Genomic DNA, 21,948 nt, shown 5'->3' with positions numbered 1-21,948 from the left:
AAATCGAAGCGACTGTTACCCCGCTCCGTCTTCTATACTCGTCGTATTTTATTCTTGTTCTCGCACTATTCATCTATAAGTTCATTCGCATCATAAAACACATCATCATTAATACTAATTTTCAGATCAAGTCTCCCTTTTAAGGTAGAACAGGTCCCATCAACTGCAACCAATTCCCAACCATCGCTACCCAATTCATTTAAAGAATCCTCGACCTTTTGATTCAGTTCGCCTTTGTCAGACTTGAACAGATGCTTGAACTCTCCAACAATATTATCCAATTTACAACAAGTTAGTTCCAATAGGGGCAACTTCTTGTTTTTGTCCCGATTACCAAAAGCTCCCTTGGTCCAAAAACCAGGAAGCTTATTCCCCCGTTCCCCTAGATCTCCGCACCATACATATCCCAAGCGCAACAAACCATAAGGCTGGAGCCAACTGAGAAATAAATACGATAGGAGTTGCAAGCAACCAAGGATACGCGCCAATTAGGTCGAGCGCCGCAACTACAAATCCGAAATTGGACACAGGTTTGCCGAGCACACTTTTTCTCAGAATGAGACATAATAGGATGGTTGCCATACATAAAATGATCGCTATTGAGTGCATGCCCCCATAGTAAATGCTGAGTACCAGCTTGAGGATATCGGGTGAAAGTTCAATATCATAGACTGGGTAGACCAAGCGGCCCAGGACGATGTCCAGGAATACATAGATTGGGATGATGACAGCCAGCAGGCCGCATCCCAGCAATGTTTTGAGCTTATCCACCTTGACCAGTATCCGGTACAATGCAGCGATTGAAGGAATCAACAATAATGTGGCAAAAAACAACAACTCGTCTGCCATTGAAATATTGAACCGCCATTTCTGCACCCAGGCCATCAGATCCGCATCCGGTAACGGGGGAGCCCCTGCGGGCAGAACAAACAGATATTGCGTAAAAAAGAGAACACCCGAAATGATCAATGTAATCCCGCCAAATTTAACAACGCCGATTGATTTCATGTGGCTTCACCTACAATTTACATTGGATAAGAATATACAGCCTATATAGGCTCTGAAGCTTACTTGGATGGAACAAGTTTAATTCGCGGAGTATCTTCTTCCTTATAAATCGGAAGGAGTTTAACGGGCGTTTTTTCTTCGTCGATAATAGGAACTTCCAGCGATTTATGCGGAGTGAGCTTGTTCTCAGTTGGAGTGCGGTAATTAAAATGCAATGTCGAATTAACATTGTTTGTTTTTGCTGACTCTACAGATGGTTCGTGTGCTGTATCTATATTCCCAAGAATGAACAGAGCAAAAAGAAACAGAATGCTTAAACCTATATGCGTGATTTTACGTGTTGTTGTCATCAATCTCACCTCCATTTTATACCTGGCGGTACGGGCTACAATAGTCAGGCTTTAATTTTTTTTATTCATTTTCCAAGAGCAAATATTTCAAAAAATTCATTCCCCCCTTGCATGTCACGTGGCGTGATGTATTAGAATTACGACAACATCAGAATCAAAGATCAATCTAGATATGAGGAGAATTAAAATGGAGCAAAAGGAACACTTGTTTTCAACAGGTGAATTAGCAAATATGGTAGGCGTTTCTGTGAGGACTCTACAATATTATGATGAACAAAATCTTTTGAAACCCTTAGTAACAGAAGGTGGCAGAAGAAGATACACGCGTGAAAATTTGATGCGCTTAGAACAAATACTTTTCTTGAAATCAATTGGCTTCTCTTTAGAAGAAATTAAAGATAAAATATTGGATTTTAAAACCGGTCCCGACTTCAAAAAGATGTTCTTTCAACAGAGAAAAGTGCTTATCGAACAAATCGAGAACTTAAATCACACTGTAAAAATGTTGGACGCTACGATTGCAGAAACTTTAAACAATGAAGATATCAATATGGATCGTGTAATTNGTTTGCGGTTCGTTATTTTGATGACGACCAACTTAAAAATTACGCCCTTCAATTAATTGGAGCACCAGATAACATGGATTATGTTAAAGATATATTTAAGCGCTTGGAACAATTATACGAAACTAATGCTGATCCGGCTGGTGAAGATGGTCAAGAACTTGCAAAACGCTGGTGGAGTATGACCAACCGATTTACAGAAGGTGACGCTAAACTACTTAAATCGTTAATCTATGTAGGGCAAGATATAAAGAACTGGCCGGACGAAGTTGAAGATGTCAAAAAGCCTATCGAAAATTTCCTTATCAAGGCTTTGCGATTATACCTTAAAAGCCATGACATTGAAATTGATGGTGTAGAAGAAGGGTTTACGAAAGGATGATAGTCAATGAATCTCGCCAAATTTTTAAAAAATAAAGGGGTGCTCTATGCCGTAATACTTGCCATTTTTTATCAAACTGCAATGGTAGGATTATATATTTATGGATACCATGTTTTACCCGGAGGTGTAGATGAACTCAGTGTTAATGTCGTAAATCTGGATGGTTCACAGGGCGAAGCCATTCAACAAGAACTGACTGCTAATCTTCCTTTTAAAAAAATTACGACAGGACAAAGTTTGGAACAAAGCAAAGAAGCATTAGACAACCGTTCTATTCAAATGGTTATTGTAATTCCACAAAACTTTTTTTCTAATCTGGCATGCGGAAAATCTGAATTTGATTTTTATATTAACCAATCCAATACGATGACAACGACAACAACCATGACAGCGGTCGCACAATCAATTACAGATAACTTTAATAAGGCAATTGGCCAGAAAAAACTTGCCGAAATACTAGGTTCTATGAACGTTAACAGCGAGCAGCAACAGGCCATTACTGCGCAGTTGCAGAATTCAGTTGTGCAGAAAAATGTTTATACCCATACAGCACCACAGAGCATGGATTACATTATGGCGCCTTCTTTCTTATCGATTGGAACATATGCTTCCTCAATGGTAGTTGCGATAGTACTAATGAATATCTTCTTGGCGTTTATTCCAATTGTCGGTAAACGAAAAGCATTTTTGTATATAGAAGCCGCAGGCTGCGTTATATCCGTTCTTACCCCATTGTTTGGCATAATCATGGCAAGAATCCTGATTTCTGTAAGCCTTCAAAAGTTGTTGATCTNGCAGATAACAGCTTTTCAATTTACATTAGTATTTTCACTATTGCTTGGGCAAAATGGTATCTTCATCAACATCTTTTTAATGCTTGCACAGACAATCGCTGGCGGAGGAACAATGCCACTTCAAATGATGCCTGATCTGTTCAAGACAATCAGTTGTATAACCCCAATGTATCCGAATACTCAAATTGATTTTGGATTAATGTATGGAGGGCCCATTAGCGATTATGAACTGCGGTTAGTAACTATTTTGGTTATCTCTTCCCTTGCGCTCCTTTTTATTATCTGGCGTAAATGGCCTCAACAGGTAAATGATAACCAACCAAAAACAAATAAAGCTATCATTCAATCGACAGCAGAATAAGACCATTTCTCCTATATTATCATCGTCCTTGAATCTAAATAGTTCCATCCCTGTACTCCATAATCTATTCCTCTTGGGCTTGAACAGCAACAGTCTATTGTATCCTTTCTAACAGTGCCTACCATGGCTGCAAAGTCATAATACAGAGTACATTGATTCAAATTCTTATAAGGCAGGACGCTCTCATGAAAAATAGTTGGTATGATTCCTTATTCCACACTATGGAAGCACTAATGTCCACAACAGTTCCAGAAGCAGAAAAAAGAAATGCCATGGACATCTTCAAGCCGGTACGCCTAAGCAAAAAGGAGTTTTTTCTCAAAGAGGGGGATATCCCTCATAAGCTGGCCTATAATGTGTCAGGCTTGTTGCGCTGCTACTATGTGGATGGCAAAAGCAACGACGTGACCAAATATTTTTGTTTTGAAGGCTCAGTCATTTCGTATTCGGCACTGCTTCTTGGGCAGGAATCACATTATTATATTGAAGCCCTGGAGGACTGCCTGCTGCTCTGCGCGGACTACCGTTCATTCCAACAAATGACTAGCGAAAGCTTGTTCTGGTTACAGTTGATAGCAAAGTTACAAGAGCAATCCTTAATCTATAAAGAAGAGCGTGAGAGCAGCTTCCAATTGGAGACTGCCTCCGAGAGATATGTTCATTTACTTAGGCGTCACCCCCATATAGAGGAACGTATCAACCTTGGGCATATTGCTTCGTATCTTGGCATTTCTCAAGTGTCGCTCAGCAGAATTAGAAGTAAGTTGAAGAAACTTAACAAATGTTAAAGAAAGAACCATTCTCCTATTGTATGATCTGTATAAATTTCGTACGTTGGGAGATTATCAAATGGATGCGAACGATCGTTGCGATACTTGTACATTGATTACTGGGGCAAGCGGCGGGATCGGGATTGAACTGGCTGAAGCTTTTGCTAAGCGCGGGGCTAATTTAGTATTGGTTGCAAGAAGGCAGCACCTGTTGAAGGAAGCATCTACGCGGCTGATGGAGCGTTATCCAATCAGGGTGTTATGGTTCACCTGCGACTTATCAGAAAAAGAAGCCCCCAGGTCCATCAATGAATGGTGCAAGTCACAGAATATTATCATCGACACCTTGGTGAACAATGCAGGAGCCGGGATGTTTGGAGAGTTCGACCACCTTGATATCGATGAGCAGATCAGGATGATCGAATTGAATATCCATGCACTCGTGAAGCTCACCCATCATTTCCTGCCAGACCTCATGACAGTTTCGAAAGGATCTATCCTGAATGTGGCAAGCATAGCTGCCTTATATCCATTGCCGTACTATAGCGTCTACGGAGCAACTAAGGCGTTTGTGCTGTCCTTCACCGAAGCACTGCGGTATGAAATGAGACATACGAAGCTTAAGATAAGCTGTTTATGCCCAGGCGACACGGATACGAATTTCTTTCATCATGCCGGTAACGAGAATAAGAAGACCTCATTGATGTCGCCACAGCAGGTAGCAGAGATTGCTGTCATGAAGCTAATGGAGAACGTTCCGGTTATTTTTCCAGGCAGCATGAAGCTTGTCTCAAAAATCCCCGGATTCATATTGAGAAGAATCGTGTTCAGAAGAGTAACCAAATATAAATTACCTTGAGATGCCGCTAAATCATATTCATTCCACTTCAATTTTAGAGCTGTTTCTCTGCGCCCATGTTTCGAACGATGTCAACGGGATGCCGTAGTGACGTAATTCCTCTATATCGACTTGAAAACCAACCTTATTTCTGTAATCCTGCGAATTGACAACGTTAGGATGCAATCCTTGCACCACAGCCTCAGATGGGTGGAGAAAAACAGACCTGACTTGTTTGCCCAATACCCTGCTCAAACTAATGGCAACCTCGTTCATAGTAATCGAATCGCCGGCGATGTCGATATTTTTACCGTTGAATCGAACCGGATCTTCCAATGCAGCACGAGCAAATGCGCCGATATCGTCTGCCGCAACCATGTCAAGACGCGTGTCGGCCTTCAGTACTGTATAAATTTCTCCTCTCTTCAGCTGGGGGAACATGAACTGCGCTGCCGGCTGGGCCAAATTTTCCATAACCCATGTCGGACGTAAAATCGTCCATGACCCAAAGCCTGCACTTCGTACAATCTCTTCAATCTCCCATTTATCGTTCCAATATTTGACCAGTGTCTGAGGCGCATCGTGATTGGGGGTACGCTCGATACCTGCAACGGATGCATGCACGAATTGGCTTACGCCTGCCCTAATCGCCGCGTTCACCAATACCGATGCGTACAACTTCTCCGAATCCGGGCCTCTGCCGTCAAGCGGCGACATTGAAAAAATACCGTTAACCCCAGATAAAGCCGACTCGAGCGAGGACGGTTCACCCAAATCTCCCGAAACCGCTTGGGCCCCCGCTTCAATCAACCGACGTGCCGCAGGTGACTCTGGTGAGCGTGTCAGGAACCTGACGCGGTGATGATGAGCCAGTAATTGCCGGGCCACTGCTCCTCCTTGTGTTCCAGTAGCCCCAATTACCAGGAATTCGGCAGGCGTGGGCTTGTAAGTTGCAGCGGTTTGCATAAGATCTCCTCCATTAATAAAGTTGAATTTCAACCTTTCAGACCTTATGATTGGTATTAGCTGTATAAGCTTTTTTATATCATATAGTAAGAAAGGAAAGTATAGATGGCAGACGAACCCAAAGAAGTATGCGGACACTCGATCGCATATACTTTATCCGTTGTAGGCGGGAAATGGAAATGGCTCATACTCGGCCATCTGTTCGAACACGATGTTCTGAGATACGGAGAGCTTAAAAAGAATATTGTCGGCATCACCCACAAGATGCTCAGCCAGCAGCTTAAAGAACTGGAAGCGTCCTTGCTAATCAACCGGGAAGCATACCAACAAGTCCCCCCCAAAGTCGAATATTCGTTAACCGAAAATGGCAAAACCCTGATTCCCATCCTACAGCTTATGGGCGAGTGGGGTCATGCTAACCAACAATCATCGAAGGAATGAACCGTTTAAAAAGCGGCTTTCCTCCTTTCTTGTGAATTATACGACGCCTGGTTCAAGGAAAAAAGTACGCACTTTGTAGGAAGATACTACCCAAAAGGTTAGATCAAATCCATTTCTTTATACTTCTGATAGCCTTTGTTCGTTAAGATTTTCAATTCCTGAAATAAATCATCATCCGGCACTTTAAAATTAAAACAGGATTTCCCCTGCATCCGTTTCTTTAATGAATCCGAAATCTCATTCAATAGCTCTGGATACGAGTAGATTGGCATCAGATAAAAACTGACGTAGTTTTTCTTGATGATCGTTGCGGCGAAGAATATAGCTTTCTTATTCATGGGATTGATCTTGTGTGTATCCAGATAATATTGCTCGGATGAGTCCGTCTTTACAACCATCTCGGGCTCATACTCTTTCAAGATTTTTTTCAACTGGTCAAAAATAGGGGTGAAGTTTTTTTCGCTTGACATTGGTTATCTCCTCTCATTTGCCTATCGCTTAGCAGCATTTATGTTATTTTAACCGCTCTTCCATTATCTCCAATATTTCTTTAGCAGTTTCATGAACTTCCTCTAGTACTTCTCCCGGAGTCGGATTGCTTGAGATCCGGATTAAATCCGATTTGAAGCATGCAAATAATTCGACCGGCAGTTCTTGAACAAAATATCGTAAACACCACTCTTTCCAAATATCATCATCCATCTGCAAAACAGCCTTCACATGAGGAACAGTCTCTTCCGGGTATTGAAGCAGCAGCTTGGCAACCTCCTGTGCGATAGGCCAATTCATGTCTTGCAGCCATTCCAGCAATTGTGGAATCAGCGTGATGGTTATGGATTTGTCGACATTCTTCAATACAGCTACGCTCTCGAAATCATGCTTATCTCTTGGCAAATACTTGGTTAAATCCTCCATAAAGTCCTCCAGAATTATTATCTTTTGATTGTTGCAGCCTGATTGCGACACCTCGCATACATTTTGCCCGATAACGCATATTATTCCAGATTATTGCCCCCAAATCCTTCTGCGAAAGATGATTGCATGGTCACAAAAACACCCTTGGAATAGCTCATCTAGACCACAGGGTCTATCCGCTCCATCCCAAGGGGGTGCATGTCACAAGCTCCGCCGTTACTGACGCATACGTTGCCATCTTCATATTTTACCAGGCAGGAGAAATACCTCTTCTGTTTACACTTTAGATTATTCGGATTTCCGGTACTGCTTCAGCTTATCCAGCCGTTTCAGCGCCTCGATCAGCGTTTCTTCCTTCTTGGCAAAATGGAACCGGATATACTGCCTCACATCCTCCCGGAAAAAGCTTGAGCCCGGAACCGCTGCCACTCCGATTTCACTTGCCAGCCATTCGCAGAACTTGTAATCATCCGGCTCGCCGAACTCGCTGATATCGACCAGCACATAATAGGCACCTTGGGGCTTGTAATACTTGAGGCCAATCCGGTCCAAGCCGTCCAGAAACAGCGTCCGTTTCCGCTCATAGCTCCGGGTAAGCTCCTCATAGTAGGCGTCGTCCATTTCCAAGCCCTTGACCGCCGCTCTTTGCAGCGGGGCTGCGGCTCCCACTGTCAGGAAATCATGCACCTTCCGGCAGACATCAATGACCCCGGCAGGCCCGATAATATAGCCGAGTCTCCAACCGGTTATGGAATACGTCTTGGAGAGCGAGCTGCAGGACAGCGTCCGCTCGAACATGCCCGGAAGAGAAGCCATATATGTATGCTTATAAGGTTCGAACACAATATGCTCGTATACTTCATCCGTAATAACAAATGTATCGAATTCCACGGCAAGGCTGGCGATCGTTTCCAGTTCGCTGCGCGTGAATACTTTGCCCGTAGGGTTGGAGGGGTTGCACAGAATGATCGCTTTGACACCCTGCTCGAATGCGTGACGCAATTGTTCGGGTTCAAACAGAAATTCCGGTGGGGCAAGCGGTACATAAATCGGGGTGACGCCGGTCAGTATGGCATCCGCGGTATAATTTTCGTAGAAGGGTGAGAAGACGATTACTTTATCGCCAGGATTGCACACGGACATCATCGCCGCCATCATGGCCTCGGTGCTGCCGCAGGTCACGACTATATTAGAATCCGGATCAACCGGTATTCCCATCCACTTGCTCTGCTTCTCCGCCAGTTTCTTCCGGAACAGCTCGGAACCCCAGGTGATCTCATACTGATGAGGGCCTTCATCCGCCGCTATTCGCAATTCATCCAGCAGTTCCCGGGGCGGATCGAAATCCGGAAACCCTTGGGACAGATTAATTGCATCATACTGCTTCGCTATGCGGGTCATTTTTCGAATAATCGATTCCGTAAAGCCGTCCAATCTATTGCTTAACTCCGGCATTTCGATCTCTCCTCCTGTCAGTTCCAATCCGATAGAGCAGCTGATTCTTCAAAATAAAGCATACTTGCTTTGTCGGATTAATGGTCTACAGTATAGAGTTGCTGTCGAGAAGTGTCAATATCATTCTGGAAAATTCTTTATTTTCACAGTACTCATTTGAATAATCGCCAGGCACCATCCGGGCATTTTCATCATACATAAAGAATTAGAAAGGTGAGATGCACATGACAGACAGCAAAATCCATGATCAGCGGGCCATTTTTCTGGCTGCCGTCTGTGGACAAACCTATGTCCAGTTCGCCAGTGAGGACGGCTCTTTTGTGGTTCCGTCTCCGTACACGGTTAGCCATATCATCCGCGCAAAATCCATCACGAATGTATGGGAGACCTTCGGCTTTATTCTGGAAGCGCCTGAGGAGATCATCATTGCTTTTCGGGGAACCGTCACCACAACCAACTGGATATCGGATGCGCTGGCTTCCCAGAAGAAGTTCCGCTACATCAGCGACAATTGCTTCACTCATCGCGGTTTCACCGCGATCTACTCCTCGGCCCGGGAGGAGCTGCTGCGCGCGCTCGGCAAGCTGCCGCCGGAGAAAATCCTGTATGTTACGGGGCACAGCCTTGGCGCAGCCTTGGCTACTCTATGCGCTGTGGATACGGCTGCCAACACCGCCTTCAAATCGCCCTTGTTATACACCTACGGTTCTCCGCGCGTCGGCGACCCGGATTTTGCAAAAGCATGTATCGCTTACGTCCCGAACAGCTGGCGCTTCGCCAACACGTTTGACGTTGTCACCTTGGCTCCGCCTACTGTATACAAGGTGCCGAAACGGGATAAACGCTATTATTACAAACATGTAAAGACGCTCTCCCCCCTTTCATTTCAAAATGGCGGTGTGGGCGATAATCACGTAATTGGCAGCTATTACGCCGAACTGGCCAAACTGGACCCCGAATTCGCCCGCCGGCTAAATCTGGCTTATCCCGGCTTCTGCCCCTCTGACGACACGGACCGTGAGAACCGGATCAAATTAAACGGATTTAGAGCTGTGCCCTACGCTTCCGACCCGCTCCCGCGTTGAATCTGGGGAAAGAAATCGTCACTACCAAATCGACGTTGAGATTATGCTCGCAGGCGGCAGGGTCATCGGAGGAACCTCCTTCCCCGTAAGCACAAACAAAGAGGATTTTCTATTAGGAGGCCCCTCCGCTCCGGCTGCCGAGTTCGATCTTATTCCGAGCGATCAAGTCTATATCTATCAGGACGAAGTGCCAGGCCCGATCGAAAGTCAGGCCGTCTCATCCCCATACGGAACGGTTCCGCTTCCCTTCAAATATGAGCTGCTTGCCCAGAAGCCGATCAAGACGCCCGGCGGATCGGTGCGGATTGTGGACTCCACCAATTTCCCGGCCGCGAAGCAAATCGCAGCCGCTCTCGTGGAGATCGAACCCGGCGCCATGCGCGAGCTTCACTGGCATCCCAACAACGATGAATGGCAATACTATTTGTCCGGCTGCGGCCGAATGACGGTATTCGGCGCCAACGGCAACGCCCGAACATTCGATTTCAGGGCCGGGGATGTCGGATACGTCCCCTTCGCGTTCGGCCACTACATCCAGAACACCGGAGATACCACCCTGTGGTTTCTGGAAATGTTCAAAAGCGACCGGTTCCAGGACGTTTCACTGAATCAATGGATGGCGCTGACGCCTCACCAGTTGGTTGAGAGCAACCTGAACGTGACCCCCCAGTTCATCTCGAAGCTCCGCAAAGAAAAATGGCCGGTCGTCAAATACCCATATAGGGCATCGCTGCATGTAAATCCAGTTTCTGGGCAAGTTAACAAACAAGAGGACTAGCTGGGAGTTGGGGTAGGTGTGGCCGAAGATTTTATCATATATTCCGGAGTGGACAATCTTTATGCAGGCGGGATTTACTTTGCTGATCCCCATCGTCTTCATTCGCTTGATCAACCGGATTCGTACTGCGCTCAAAAAAATAGAAGGAAAGAACGGAGACGTGGGAACCTCCGGCGAAGTTCAAGCTGTGGAGGATAAGAGTGACACACCGTTGTCTGCAGATTACGAAAGTAATCGAAGCGCTATCCAAGAAGCGATCGGCGGTAACTGCGATGTCCACTTCCGCGATTTCGAAATTCCGGCATTTCAGAAGCGGGCAACGCTGATTTATGTAGAAGGCATGATCGCTGAGGAGCATATCGATACCCAGGTAATGCAAGCATTCATGACTGCTGCCTGGCCTGACGGGAAATACGGACTCAAGCTGCTTTCACCGAATGATTTCGCAGCATGCTTGATCAAGAACCTGCTGCCGGCAAGCGAAGTGACTGAAGAGGCCAAGCTTGTAAATCTGAACGAAGCGATCTTGAACGGCAATACAGCTCTGCTGGTTGAAGGAATGCCGCAAGCCCTGCTCGTCGGTACGCCTGACGGGAAGACCAGAAGCATAGCGGAACCGATCTCGGAAGGGCTGGTGCGCGGTCCAAGAACGGGCTTCTCCGAGCAATTGAGTGATAACACCGCCATCCTGCGGCGTCAAGGGCGAACGGAGAAGCTGGAAATGAAGAAACATGTCGTCGGGAACGTTGTCAAAAGAGACTTGGTTCTCGCTTACATGAAGGATATCGTAAACCCGGAGCTGCTGCGGGAAGTGGAGAAGCGGATTGCGAACATCGATCTGGATTTTATCGCCGAGTCGGGTTATGTGGAGCAGTTGATTGAGGATGACATGCTGAGTCCGTTCCAACAGGCCCAGAACACGGAAAGACCTGACAGGGTAATGAACGCATTAATGGATGGGCGGATTGCGATTCTGTTGGACGGGACCCCGTTCGCGCTCATTGTTCCGGTAACATTCACCATGCTCCTCCAGTCGCCGGAGGATTATTATGAACGCTGGATCGGGAGCTCATTATTACGCTTGCTCCGGTTCGCAGCCGCTTTTCTGGCCCTGATGGCCCCTTCGCTCTATATATCGTTCATATCCTTTCACCCGGGCCTGATACCGACCGATCTGGCGATCACCATAATCCAATCACGCCAGCGTGTCCCCTTTCCATCTCTGATCGAGATTCTAATTCTGGAGGTTTCGATTGAAATTCTGCGGGAGGCGGCGATAAGACTGCCGAAGCCGATTGGTCCGGCAATGGGTATCGTCGGTGGCCTCATCATCGGTGAAGCGGCCGTTCAGGCCGGCATCGTCAGTCCGTTTCTCGTCATCGTCGTCTCAGTAACTGCCGTCGCCTCCTTCTCCATCCCGATGTACAGCACAGGGATTACGCTGCGTATTTTGCGTTTTGTCGGCATGTTCTTCGCCGCTGTCCTCGGAATTTTGGGGACAATTCTGTTCTTCCTGTTCATTTGCAGCCATCTGACCAGACTGAAGAGCTTTGGGGTTCCGTACGTAACGCCCATCTCCCCCTTCCGTATCCGGGACTGGAAGGACTTGTTCATCCGCGCCCCGTTGAACTTGATGAAACGCAGACCCCAGATGATGAAGACGATCCGCCGCCAACGCTGAATCCATTAGATCCGAGCTGGAGGGAAACCGAATGTTAATTCGCTCCGATGACAAAATCACCTCGTCGCAGGCGGCCATCTTCTTGACCGACAGCGTGCTTGGCGCAGGCATCCTTACTCTGCCGCGTGATGTCACCGAGAAAGTGCAAACTCCGGATTCCTGGCTATCCGTATTGCTGGGAGGCATCTTGGTCATGATCGCCATTCTGATTATGGTTAAATTAAGCCAGCAATTTCCGGAAAATACGGTGTTCGAATATTCCAAAAAAATCGTCGGCACGATACCGGGAAGCGCCTTATCGCTTCTGCTCATCCTTTTCTTTGTGATGATCGCGGGGTTCGAGATTCGCGTATTTGCCGAAGTGACCTTATTTTTTTTGCTGGAAGGCACCCCCATCTGGGCTATCATTATCCCCTTCATATGGGCTTCGGTGTATTTGGCAGCGGGAGGCATTAATTCGATTGCGCGCCTGTTTCAGATCATATTTCCCATATGTATTCTGATTCTGCTGCTCAGTCTCTTTCTCAGCGTGAGATTGTTCGACATCCACCATCTGCGCCCCTTTCTTGGAGAAGGGTTTCCCCCGGTACTCAAAGGGCTGAAGTCGTCAATCCTCGTCTTTTCGGGATGTGAAGTTACTCTGGTTCTGGTCGCTCATCTTCAACACCCTGAACAAGCGGTCAAGACGATGATGGCGGGTTTGGGCATCCCTTTGATTCTGTATTTTTTGACCACCATCATCGTGATCGGAAGCGTGGCCATCGGCAGCTTACAGAGAAGCACATGGCCGACAATCGATCTCCTTAGAAGCTTTGAAATTTCGGGTTTGTTCTTTGAACGGTTCGAGTTTCCGTTTCTGGTTATTTGGATGATGCAGCTGTTCTGCAACTTCACCAGCTTTTTTTTCAGCGCCTCTCTGGGCATTTCGCAGGTGTTCCATCTGAAATACAAGACGGTGCTGCTGGCACTAATGCCGGTGATTTTTATCGCTACTCTCATTCCTCATACGATGAATGAAATATTTAAGCTGGGCTCCATTATCGGGATGATGAGTGTATTTCTGTTTCTTGTGGTAACATGCCCTTTGTCCCTCATTTTCCTTCTGCGGAAGAAAGGGTTGAAGCGTCATGGCTAGACACCGTATTCTCCCTGTTTGGCTGTCCCTTTGCTTGCTGATATCTCTAACGGGTTGTTGGAGCAGCAAAGAAATTGAGGATCTGAGCATGTACATTGGTGTGGCTCTGGATGAAGGTAAACCGACTGCCGTTGAACAAAATCTGGACAAGGAAGGAGTCGGTTATCTGAAACGCAATCTGATGACAGCCACCATCCAGATTGTTCCGACGAGGTCAAGCGGTAGCGGAAATCAGCAGACGAAGAGCCAACAAGCTCCTCAATTCTTCAATGTTACAGGAACCGGCGATTCCTTGTTGGAAATCATGCGGGAGTTCTCGCTCCAGCTTGATCGTCCGGCCATCGGTCACCATTTGAAAGTAATTGTAGTCTCTACCGCATTGGCTCAAAATCATAGTATAGAGAACATTATGGATTTCATACTTCGTGACAACGATATCCGTCCAAGCTGTATGGTATTCTTGAGTCATGGATCGGCTAAGGATACGATAGAAACCGGACAGAACGGCGATATTCCCGCCTTCAAGCTGAAAGATATGCCCAGGGGCCACTTCAGAACAGGCAAGGTTATGAAGGGTATTAACCTAACCAAGCTGGACGAGCTGCTGAGCATCAAACGGAGCTTCATTTTGCAGGAGATTAGTGGAAACAATGGGTTAACGGAAGCGGCAGGTGCCGGGATTATCAAAGGGGAGACCGGCAGCTGGATCGGCTCTCTGAATCAGACGGATGTGGAGAGCATCGCCTGGATTACCAATCAGATTGAGGGCGGAACGATCAAGAGCTATGATTGGCACAACAAACCGGTCACCTATGAGATTAAAAAAGCTAAACGCAAAATAACTGCCCGTGTGAAGGGGGACGACATTTCATTTCAAGTGGACATCCAGTCAGAGGGACGGCTGATCGAGAACTGGGACTTGGATGAAAACCCGTCCAGCAGCGGCTATAACGATAAAGCGGAGAAGATTTTCAAGAAAAGGCTGTCCGATATGCTCGGCTCAGTCATGACAAAGCTGCAGTCCACATACCATACAGACGTAATCGGCTTCCGTGATGTATTGCGAATTCAGCATCCCAAGACGTGGAAGAAGCTTGAAGATCGCTGGGACGAAGTCTTCAGCCGCACACCGGTTACATTCAACATCAAGCTGAAGATAACGGATTATGGCTCATCAAAAAAATAAGCAGCTGTTATAATGAAGAGGATTCATGAACCAATCGAAGCGAGAGGAATAATTAATGAACAACATTCCCAATTGGATAACGGGGAGCCGAATGATTTTGGCGCTGCTGCTGCTGCTGCCGAAGCCGTTAGGCGCGGTTTATATTACCATTTATTTGTTGTGCGGTTTAACCGATGTACTGGATGGCGTTCTCGCCAGGAGAATGGGCATGACAAGCGAACGGGGAGCCAGGCTGGATTCCGCTGCCGACCTGATGTTCATTGGAGCGGTCTTGTTCACTCTGATTCCGGCCTTAAAGCTTGATATCAGCTATGTGATCTGGATTGCGATAATCGGGGCGGTCAAATTAGCATCAATCGTTACCGGGTTCCTAAAATTCGGCGTTTATGCCGGTATTCACACGTATGGGAACAAGGCCGCCGGAATACTGGTATTTACGGTCCCGTTGCTGCTGCCTTATGTCCAGCCCTCGCTGCCAGTGTCCGTAGCTTGTTTCGTTGCAACCCTTACCGCGATCGAAGAATGGATGATGCTGCTCCTGTCGTCCCGGCTTGAACCGGACCGGAAAGGACTATTTTTCAAAGGATGAGCCGCCAGCTTGATCTCCTGCAAATCATTCACCTCCATCCATTTGGCGGTATTGTTATGAAATATGGCAATATTCTACTAGTTCATGGCCGCACTTGTCGGTATAACTATAGTATAGGCTAAAGTCATCTCAACAATCCAAGGAGTGGAACAATATGAAAGCTGTCATATTTGATTTTGACGGAACGGTTGCAGACACACTCCCGCTCTGCATCACCTCATTTCGCAAAGCGATTGAGCCGCTAGCAGGACGTTCGCTGAGCGATGGGGAAATTATCGCAACCTTCGGCCCGAGCGAAGAAGGGACCATAATGGCACTGATCCCGGATTTCTATGAGGAAGGCTTGAGCTCCTATTTGAGCCATTACGAAGAGCTTCATGGCATGTGCGCCGAGCCTTTCGATGGAATGAGAGAGCTTCTGGACTTCCTGAAGGAACAAGGAATAATAGTCGCGCTGGTAACCGGAAAAGGAGAGCAGAGCTGCCGCGTATCCCTGGCTTTTTACGGAATGGAGAACCGCTTTGATTGGATCGAGACGGGTTCACCGCATGGACAGCGCAAGACCGAGGGCATCCAGGAAGTTCTTCGGCAGTTCGGCCTGAAGGAATCGGAGGCCATCTATGTCGGGGACGCGGTGAGCGACATTCATTCCGCCAGAGCGACCGGGATGCCAATTCTTTCGGCGGCTTGGGGCAGCTATACGGATGTGGACGAGCTTGGCCGGCACGAACCAGACGAAATTTTAAGTACAGTGGCGGAACTGAGAGCATATCTGGTTGGGAGACTGAATCCATAGGGTTCGGCCTCCCCTTTTTTTATAATGAGATAAAGTCTGTAAGTATTCATTATTGATCGATCAATTACTATTAAGCGCACGAATCGTTTCAGTGATTCCCTCCTTAAAGCTGGTTGCCGGTATCGGGCCGATATGCTTACGGTATTTCTCCCCGCTCAAGAGCAGCGGCTCCTTGGTCAAATACAACATCTCGATGATTTCCTTCATGACGGGAACGAACAACCCGAGCACGGACAAGCCCACTCTTCCAAGAGGAATAACGGGTTTGGATTTGCCGCTGGCCTCTCTTGCGATCCGCACAATATCCCGGCCTGAAATGATTCCTGCGCCCGGAATGTTCCAGTTCTGTCCATATGCGCTGTCATGCCCCGCCAGCTCGACGATCATTTTGGCCGCGTCAGGCAAATACACATACTCCCGGGGAATCGTCATATTGCCGATGAAGAACGCCATTTTCCCGGCTGCGATCGCTTCAAGCGTCCCTCCCAGGTATGAGGCCTCGTTGGCCGTAGGTCCGTAATAATCCGGCAGCCGAACGATCATTCGCTGTACATTGCCCCAGCGGCGGTCAAAGATCATCTGCTCGAACTTAAGCCGGGTCTTGCCCTTCTTCGTGTGCGGCTGTTTGGGATGCTCTTCGGTTACATAATCACTCTGTCTCTTGCCGTAAGGATAGATTCCGTCTACTGCGACGATCTTCATATTCTTCCGCATGACTGCTTCCATCACCGCTTCTCCAAGCGGAACCAGCTTGCTGACCATCTCATGATAAGGCACGTTCGCGCAGTGGAACAGCACCTCCGCATCTCCCGCCGCCGACACAATATCCTCCGGTTTGAACGCATCCCCGGTTGCCATCGTCAAGTGCTTCGGATTACCCAGACGTCCGGCAAGTCTCTCCAGCTTGGCACGGGAACGCCCGAAGATCACGGTCTCTACTCCCCGCTTCACCAGCTCTGCCGCAATAACCGATCCCGTTCCGCCCGTTGCTCCCAGCACGATTGCTTTTTTCAAATGAATCCTCTCCATTCAGCTTATATTTAGTGATTGATCAATTACTTGACCTCATTATATCCACTAGTTAGTGATTGGTCAATAACTAATTTTGAAGGCGCCGGATTTACGGCTTTCCTTCCATAAGCTCCGGCATTTTCAGCGCCATTGAAATATTGCACAACATCCCTCTGGCGAGAAAAAGCATCGTGCGCTCTTCCGCATTAGGTATCCCGGCGTTCCGAAAAGCATCCAGCACCATTTGGCGGACAGCCCCGAAGCCGGTTCTCATCGCCTCGCGAATATCGTCGGCCTGAATCGTCTGGGCCTGCATCTGAAGCAGCATCTCGCTGGAATGCCGGGCCAGAATACTCTCATATGCCTCGATCAAGTCGGCTTCCAGCCTGGATGGAGACGCTGAACCCACCACCTGCTCGAAGGAGCTGATGACTCTCTCCCAGGAGACTTCCAGTGCTGCAAGGAGCAATGCTTCTTTAGTTGAAAAAAAACGAAAAATATAAGGCTGCGAAATCTTCGCCCGCTCTGCAACCTGTGCCGTCGTGGCGCGGTAAAATCCGATTTCCGAGAAAACATCAATCGCCGCGGCAATGATCTCTTCTCTCCGGTTGACGGAAGCTGCCTCTGTCTTGGCCATTGTATTCCCATCCTCTCATCAAATTTGACATTCAAGATAGTTAGTAATGAATCAATAATCATTATACCGGAAGGTAAGTCCGGGCGCAATTGATGTTCTCTTGGTATTAAAAAGACAAAGAGGCAGTCCCCGCGAATGAAACGGGGCTCTGCCTCTCTGCCTGAAGCAATAGCATCATTCATTACAAGAGCGATCAGGCGCGGCGCATATAAGCGCGTACAGTTATAGGAGCGAATATTGCCACAATAACGGCCGCACCGATGAGGGTGAAGACGAGATCACTGCCAACTGTCCCGTTGTTCAAGAGCTCGCGCACGGCTGAGACCAGATGGGAGATCGGGTTGATCTTGACGAACCACTGAAGCCAGTGCGGCATCGTGTCCACCGGCACGAACGCATTGGAGACAAAGGTCAGCGGAAACAGGATGATCATCGATATGCCTTGCACACTGGATGCGGTGCGCGCGATGACGCCGAAGAAAGCGAAGATCCAGCTGATGGCCCAAGAACTGGCAATGACGAGAAGCGCCGAGATGACTACGAAGCCAAACCCGGCATCAGGGCGGAAGCCCATGATGTAGCCCATTACGAAGGTAAGGACGGTCGCTATGGTATAGCGGATCGTGTCTGCGAGCAAGGCGCCCGCAAGCGGCGCGATCCTGGAAATCGGCAGCGACTTGAAGCGGTCGAATACACCTTTTTCCATATCCTCGCGCAGCTGGACGCCAGTTACAACCGATCCCGTGATCACGGTCTGCACGAGTATTCCCGGGATAATGACAGGCAAATAGCTCTGCACATCACCGGAGATGGCCCCGCCGAAAATATAAGTGAACATCAGAGTGAATAAGATCGGCTGGATCGTCACGTCGAACAACTGCTCGGGCGTGCGCTTGATTTTGAGCAGGCCGCGGTAGGCCATCGTCAGCGAGTTGCGGATCGCCTGGCCGAAGCCGGAACGGTTCTTCAACTGGCGCTGAGCGCCCGGTTTAATTAGTGTGCTCATCGGGTTTGTACCTCCAATTGTCCGGTTTTGTCAGCTGGCTGCGTTCCGTTCTCCTCTTCCACGCCATGCCCCGTGATCGTCAGAAACACCTCGTCGAGCGTCGGCTTCTGCACGCTCATTTCGGTCAGCGGTATCCCCGCCTCGCGAAGGGCGATCAGCAGGTCGGTGACTTTGTCGGCCGAAGCCATGGGGGCCGTGATTTTCGCTGCCTCCGCCGAGATGCCGGACTGGACCTTCAGCACCCGTTCAATGATCTGGCGGGCTTTCACGACGTCTCTTGGCTGCTGAACTCTGAGCTGAAGCGATGAAGTGCCGACAGACGCTTTCAGATCATCCGCCGTGCCCTCCGCGACGACCCGCCCGCGGTCGATAACCGCGATCCGGTCGGCGAGCTGGTCGGCCTCCTCCAGATACTGCGTGGTCAGCAGCACGGTTGAGCCCGACTGGACCAGCCGGCGGATCGTCTCCCACATCTGATTGCGCGTGCGCGGATCGAGACCCGTCGTCGGCTCATCCAGGAAAATAAGCGGCGGCTGCGCGATCAGACTCGCCGCGAGATCCAGCCGCCGGCGCATGCCGCCGGAGAACGACTTGAGCGGACGCTTCGCCGCTTCGGTCAAGCCGAATTCCTCCAGCAAATCCGCCGCCTTCTTCCGCGCCTCGGCGCGTCCGAGTCCCAGCAGCCGCGAGAAGATCACCAGATTCTCGGTAGCGCTAAGCGCCTCGTCAACCGAGGCATACTGTCCGGTCACCCCGATCAGCTGCCGCACAATCTGCGGCTCCTTCGCCACATCATGACCGAAAATGGCCGCCGAGCCCGCATCCGGGCGCAGCAGCGTCGCCAGCATCCGGATCGTTGTCGTCTTGCCCGCCCCGTTGGGTCCGAGCACTCCATAGATCATGCCGGTGCCCACCTGCAGATTTACGCCGTCCACTGCCCGGTTCTCCCCGAAGGTTTTGACAAGACCGTGCGCTTCGATCGCCCAATCGCCTTGGCGCGGCGCTTTTTTTGAATTTCGACTCATTACTATTCCTCCTAAACAACCGATGATGTTAGAAGGATAATCCGCGAATATAAACTGCATATAAACAGCGTTCTCTTCTTTTTTATTCCAAATTTTAAATATAGCATGTGTATCTCTGCTGAGAATGGTATATTTAGAGAAGCTTCTCTTCTATTCTGGCAAGGAATACTACCCGCCGGTCTATTTGTTCAAAACTGCGATGAAGGGTGTGAAGATATGTCGATTACACAGAAGCTGTATTACGGAAAAGGGATAACGGTGACGTTTGATTCGGAGAAATGCATCCATTCCGGAGTGTGTGTCAAGGGCTTACCCGAAGTATTTAATCTGCAAAAGCGGCCCTGGGTGAACCCGGATGCCGACTCGGCTGAAGCTATTTCACGCCATATCGACAAATGTCCAAGCGGAGCGCTGCAGTATAACCTTCTTGATGATGTACAATTCGAACAAGAAAGCGGGCTAACGATGCATATTGAACATGATACCGCAGGCAGACGTTTTCTGATTTCGGACGAGGGCTCAATGGCTGCGGAAATGACCTATGTTGTTTCAAGCCCGAAGCTTTATATTATTGATCACACCTTTGTGGAAAATAAATACCGGGGACAAGGGCTCGGAGACCTCCTTGTTCAAGCTATAGTAGAGTATGCAAGGGAGAATGAGATCAAGCTCATGCCCTTATGCCCGTTCGCCAAGGGCAGATTGCAGCAGAACTCGGAATTTGGCGATGTCCTCCATACCGCATAACGAATAAGAACCTTCTTCTTCTCCAACAACAAGGGGTTGTCCCAGGCGAGCTGCTATCATTCGTGCCGGGTCAACCCCTTGTCATCAGCATTCATTCCAATTAAATCCCGTGGACATTCTTGCCGTAAAACTCGGAGGGACTGATCCCTTCCGTCTTCTTGAACATCCGGCTGAAATAAAATTCGTCCGAATAGCCGAGCGCTTGGGCAACCTCCTTGATTTTCTTGTCTCCGGCCAGCAGCATATCCTTGGCTCTGTCCATCTTGAGCTTGTTGAAGAAGGCGATGACCGAGTAGCCGGTAACTTCTTTGAACGAACGCGACAAATACGTCGGCGCCAGCTGCACAAGTGCGGCCAGCTCTTGCAGTGTGATGCGTCCCTCCACTTTTTCATTCATATAGGCGATGACCTTCTCCACCTTGAGCGAGGCGGCATCCTGCTGGCGGCCCTGTCCCAGATTCCGGTTAATGGCGATCCACAGCTCCTGAAGCAGCACTCTGGCGGTCACTTCGTAGCCCGGCCGTTTGGCATTCCAGCAGTCGATCAATTTACCAAAGACGTCCTCCACCTGATAATAATCTTTCAGCTGCCCGGCGGGACGAAGCCCCATACTCGGTTCGCCGCCTGCAATTCTCCATTTCTCTTCATGAAACAAGACGCGCGCGTAATCGAAATGCACCGTCATAAAAGTGGGACGATTCATAAGGTCCGGCTCCAGCACATGAGGGACACCGGGAGCTATATAGTACAGCATTCCCGCCGCAATCGGATACGTCTTGCCCCCAAGCTTAAATTCCCCACTTCCTCCGGTCGTCAGCACAAGCTCATGATGTCCGAGAGTCCGGGCGAGTCTCCGCAAAGGCCTGGCACGCTCCCCAACCTTTCGGCCGTTGCAGTAATGGATATGAAATACCAAATTGGAACTGTTCATTCGCTCCTCCATCGATTCCCGGTTTACATCTTAATGCAATTCGCCGCCTCGCCTCGTGATCCTTTTATTCGAGCAGGTCTTGCTTATCCCGCACAGGAGGCTGTCCAAAAAGCCAAGATATGGCTGCATGGGATAGCACCTTGTTTTTAGTAGGGTCAACATGAGCACTTGGTTTGACGCTGCGCGAACGGACCGTTGTTCCAATCGCTGTGCTCTCTCCAGATTTTTTTCATTCCCCTTAGCGGTGAAAATCCGGAGACCAAAGCGAACGAATCCGCTTTTCCACAATCAGTCAGTCCTCTCCGCTGTTTAAGCCGGATAACGAATTTTCATAAAGGTATTGAGTCTTCCCCATAAGGATACGACGAACACTAAATGTACTCATTCTTACGGATTTTTTTGAAGTTCTTCTACGACACCTTTTATATGATCATTCTTGAAATCTCCATAATAATTCTTTTCCATAGTATTCATTGGTACTTTGCCATACAGCAAACC

At 48.4% G+C, this 21,948-nt stretch carries 25 protein-coding genes and 1 pseudogene; 14 read left to right on the top strand and 12 right to left on the bottom strand.

Going from position 1 to position 21,948, the window contains the following annotated elements; translation table 11 throughout:
• Nucleotides 1-65: 65 nt before the first annotated feature.
• The 3 genes from KIH86_RS20275 to KIH86_RS20265 all read right to left on the bottom strand — a co-directional run bounded on the left by KIH86_RS20275 (nt 66) and on the right by KIH86_RS20265 (nt 1,358).
• Nucleotides 66-281, bottom strand: coding sequence for a hypothetical protein (locus KIH86_RS20275; RefSeq protein WP_223110638.1), 216 nt, complete (start codon nt 279-281; stop codon nt 66-68).
• An 85-nt stretch (nt 282-366) separates the two neighbouring features.
• A complete protein-coding gene (locus KIH86_RS20270; protein WP_223086933.1) occupies nt 367-1,008 on the bottom strand; it encodes a hypothetical protein in 642 nt (213 codons plus the stop codon).
• A gap of 59 nt (nt 1,009-1,067) precedes the next feature.
• Nucleotides 1,068-1,358, bottom strand: a complete 291-nt coding sequence (locus tag KIH86_RS20265; protein ID WP_223086930.1) for a hypothetical protein — start codon at nt 1,356-1,358, stop codon at nt 1,068-1,070.
• Nucleotides 1,359-1,530: 172 nt separating this feature from the next.
• Here KIH86_RS20265 and KIH86_RS20260 point away from each other — a divergent pair, with 172 nt between their 5' ends.
• The 5 genes from KIH86_RS20260 to KIH86_RS20245 all read left to right on the top strand — a co-directional run bounded on the left by KIH86_RS20260 (nt 1,531) and on the right by KIH86_RS20245 (nt 5,087).
• Nucleotides 1,531-1,980: a MerR family transcriptional regulator gene (locus tag KIH86_RS20260; RefSeq protein WP_456094022.1), complete on the top strand. Its 450-nt coding sequence runs from the start codon at nt 1,531-1,533 to the stop codon at nt 1,978-1,980.
• A 17-nt stretch (nt 1,981-1,997) separates the two neighbouring features.
• Nucleotides 1,998-2,303 (top strand): TipAS antibiotic-recognition domain-containing protein, encoded by a 306-nt coding sequence (locus KIH86_RS20255; RefSeq protein WP_223110636.1) that lies wholly within the window; start codon nt 1,998-2,000, stop codon nt 2,301-2,303.
• Nucleotides 2,304-2,309: 6 nt separating this feature from the next.
• Nucleotides 2,310-3,458: a YhgE/Pip domain-containing protein gene (locus tag KIH86_RS30190; RefSeq protein WP_407672326.1), complete on the top strand. Its 1,149-nt coding sequence runs from the start codon at nt 2,310-2,312 to the stop codon at nt 3,456-3,458.
• Between the two features lie 185 nt (nt 3,459-3,643).
• Nucleotides 3,644-4,246 carry a Crp/Fnr family transcriptional regulator gene (locus tag KIH86_RS20250; RefSeq protein WP_223086923.1) on the top strand — a complete coding sequence of 201 codons (603 nt, stop codon included), beginning with the start codon at nt 3,644-3,646 and terminating at the stop codon, nt 4,244-4,246.
• Nucleotides 4,247-4,307: 61 nt separating this feature from the next.
• Complete coding sequence (locus KIH86_RS20245) at nt 4,308-5,087, top strand: SDR family NAD(P)-dependent oxidoreductase (RefSeq protein WP_223086921.1); 780 nt, start codon at nt 4,308-4,310, stop codon at nt 5,085-5,087.
• A gap of 18 nt (nt 5,088-5,105) precedes the next feature.
• Here KIH86_RS20245 and KIH86_RS20240 read toward each other — a convergent pair whose 3' ends face one another.
• Nucleotides 5,106-6,032 carry an NmrA/HSCARG family protein gene (locus KIH86_RS20240; protein WP_223086918.1) on the bottom strand — a complete coding sequence of 309 codons (927 nt, stop codon included), beginning with the start codon at nt 6,030-6,032 and terminating at the stop codon, nt 5,106-5,108.
• A gap of 105 nt (nt 6,033-6,137) precedes the next feature.
• Between KIH86_RS20240 and KIH86_RS20235 the strand changes: the two genes are divergently transcribed.
• Nucleotides 6,138-6,473: a winged helix-turn-helix transcriptional regulator gene (locus tag KIH86_RS20235; protein WP_223086916.1), complete on the top strand. Its 336-nt coding sequence runs from the start codon at nt 6,138-6,140 to the stop codon at nt 6,471-6,473.
• 98 nt (nt 6,474-6,571) lie between these two features.
• Here the strand turns inward: KIH86_RS20235 and KIH86_RS20230 are convergent, their stop codons facing one another.
• The 3 genes from KIH86_RS20230 to KIH86_RS20220 form a co-directional block, all read right to left on the bottom strand.
• Nucleotides 6,572-6,943 (bottom strand): hypothetical protein, encoded by a 372-nt coding sequence (locus tag KIH86_RS20230; protein WP_223086913.1) that lies wholly within the window; start codon nt 6,941-6,943, stop codon nt 6,572-6,574.
• 43 nt (nt 6,944-6,986) lie between these two features.
• The gene (locus KIH86_RS20225) at nt 6,987-7,388 is read right to left on the bottom strand and encodes a DUF5071 domain-containing protein (RefSeq protein ID WP_223086911.1); all 402 of its coding nucleotides are present in this window, start codon (nt 7,386-7,388) and stop codon (nt 6,987-6,989) included.
• A gap of 288 nt (nt 7,389-7,676) precedes the next feature.
• A complete protein-coding gene (locus KIH86_RS20220) occupies nt 7,677-8,843 on the bottom strand; it encodes a pyridoxal phosphate-dependent aminotransferase (RefSeq protein ID WP_223086908.1) in 1,167 nt (388 codons plus the stop codon).
• A gap of 224 nt (nt 8,844-9,067) precedes the next feature.
• Here KIH86_RS20220 and KIH86_RS20215 point away from each other — a divergent pair, with 224 nt between their 5' ends.
• The 7 genes and pseudogenes from KIH86_RS20215 to KIH86_RS20185 all read left to right on the top strand — a co-directional run bounded on the left by KIH86_RS20215 (nt 9,068) and on the right by KIH86_RS20185 (nt 16,093).
• On the top strand, nt 9,068-9,928 hold the full coding sequence (locus KIH86_RS20215; protein ID WP_316503337.1) for a lipase family protein: 861 nt from the start codon (nt 9,068-9,070) through the stop codon (nt 9,926-9,928).
• Between the two features lie 130 nt (nt 9,929-10,058).
• Nucleotides 10,059-10,706 (top strand): annotated as a pseudogene (locus KIH86_RS20210) (cupin domain-containing protein); the annotation flags it as partial.
• 61 nt (nt 10,707-10,767) lie between these two features.
• Nucleotides 10,768-12,387 (top strand): spore germination protein, encoded by a 1,620-nt coding sequence (locus KIH86_RS20205; protein ID WP_262416633.1) that lies wholly within the window; start codon nt 10,768-10,770, stop codon nt 12,385-12,387.
• Nucleotides 12,388-12,418: 31 nt separating this feature from the next.
• A complete protein-coding gene (locus KIH86_RS20200) occupies nt 12,419-13,522 on the top strand; it encodes a GerAB/ArcD/ProY family transporter (RefSeq protein ID WP_223086900.1) in 1,104 nt (367 codons plus the stop codon).
• Nucleotides 13,515-14,708, top strand: coding sequence for a Ger(x)C family spore germination protein (locus tag KIH86_RS20195; RefSeq protein WP_223086898.1), 1,194 nt, complete (start codon nt 13,515-13,517; stop codon nt 14,706-14,708). Before KIH86_RS20200 ends, KIH86_RS20195 begins: the two co-directional genes overlap by 8 nt.
• A gap of 55 nt (nt 14,709-14,763) precedes the next feature.
• A complete protein-coding gene (locus KIH86_RS20190) occupies nt 14,764-15,297 on the top strand; it encodes a CDP-alcohol phosphatidyltransferase family protein (RefSeq protein WP_223086895.1) in 534 nt (177 codons plus the stop codon).
• A gap of 154 nt (nt 15,298-15,451) precedes the next feature.
• Nucleotides 15,452-16,093, top strand: a complete 642-nt coding sequence (locus tag KIH86_RS20185; RefSeq protein WP_223086893.1) for an HAD family hydrolase — start codon at nt 15,452-15,454, stop codon at nt 16,091-16,093.
• 60 nt (nt 16,094-16,153) lie between these two features.
• On the opposite strand, the gene KIH86_RS20180 is transcribed toward KIH86_RS20185, so the two are convergent.
• From KIH86_RS20180 to KIH86_RS20165, 4 genes are all read right to left on the bottom strand, one after another.
• A complete protein-coding gene (locus KIH86_RS20180) occupies nt 16,154-17,122 on the bottom strand; it encodes an NAD-dependent epimerase/dehydratase family protein (RefSeq protein ID WP_223086890.1) in 969 nt (322 codons plus the stop codon).
• A 91-nt stretch (nt 17,123-17,213) separates the two neighbouring features.
• Nucleotides 17,214-17,741 carry a TetR/AcrR family transcriptional regulator gene (locus tag KIH86_RS20175; RefSeq protein ID WP_223086888.1) on the bottom strand — a complete coding sequence of 176 codons (528 nt, stop codon included), beginning with the start codon at nt 17,739-17,741 and terminating at the stop codon, nt 17,214-17,216.
• Nucleotides 17,742-17,934: 193 nt separating this feature from the next.
• The gene (locus tag KIH86_RS20170) at nt 17,935-18,747 is read right to left on the bottom strand and encodes an ABC transporter permease (protein WP_223086884.1); all 813 of its coding nucleotides are present in this window, start codon (nt 18,745-18,747) and stop codon (nt 17,935-17,937) included.
• Complete coding sequence (locus tag KIH86_RS20165) at nt 18,744-19,772, bottom strand: ATP-binding cassette domain-containing protein (RefSeq protein WP_223086882.1); 1,029 nt, start codon at nt 19,770-19,772, stop codon at nt 18,744-18,746. Before KIH86_RS20165 ends, KIH86_RS20170 begins: the two co-directional genes overlap by 4 nt.
• Before the next feature lie 216 nt (nt 19,773-19,988).
• Between KIH86_RS20165 and KIH86_RS29620 the strand changes: the two genes are divergently transcribed.
• The gene (locus tag KIH86_RS29620) at nt 19,989-20,519 is read left to right on the top strand and encodes a GNAT family N-acetyltransferase (protein WP_235775512.1); all 531 of its coding nucleotides are present in this window, start codon (nt 19,989-19,991) and stop codon (nt 20,517-20,519) included.
• Between the two features lie 100 nt (nt 20,520-20,619).
• On the opposite strand, the gene KIH86_RS20150 is transcribed toward KIH86_RS29620, so the two are convergent.
• Nucleotides 20,620-21,450 carry an AraC family transcriptional regulator gene (locus KIH86_RS20150; RefSeq protein WP_223086880.1) on the bottom strand — a complete coding sequence of 277 codons (831 nt, stop codon included), beginning with the start codon at nt 21,448-21,450 and terminating at the stop codon, nt 20,620-20,622.
• Nucleotides 21,451-21,948: the final 498 nt, after the last annotated feature.

The organism is Paenibacillus sinensis (assembly GCF_019904155.1).
In the GTDB taxonomy this organism is placed as follows: Bacteria; Bacillota; Bacilli; order Paenibacillales; family Paenibacillaceae; genus Paenibacillus_AQ; species Paenibacillus_AQ sinensis.
Note: the sequence above shows the minus strand (reverse complement) of the source record. Positions and strands in the feature narration are given on the sequence as shown.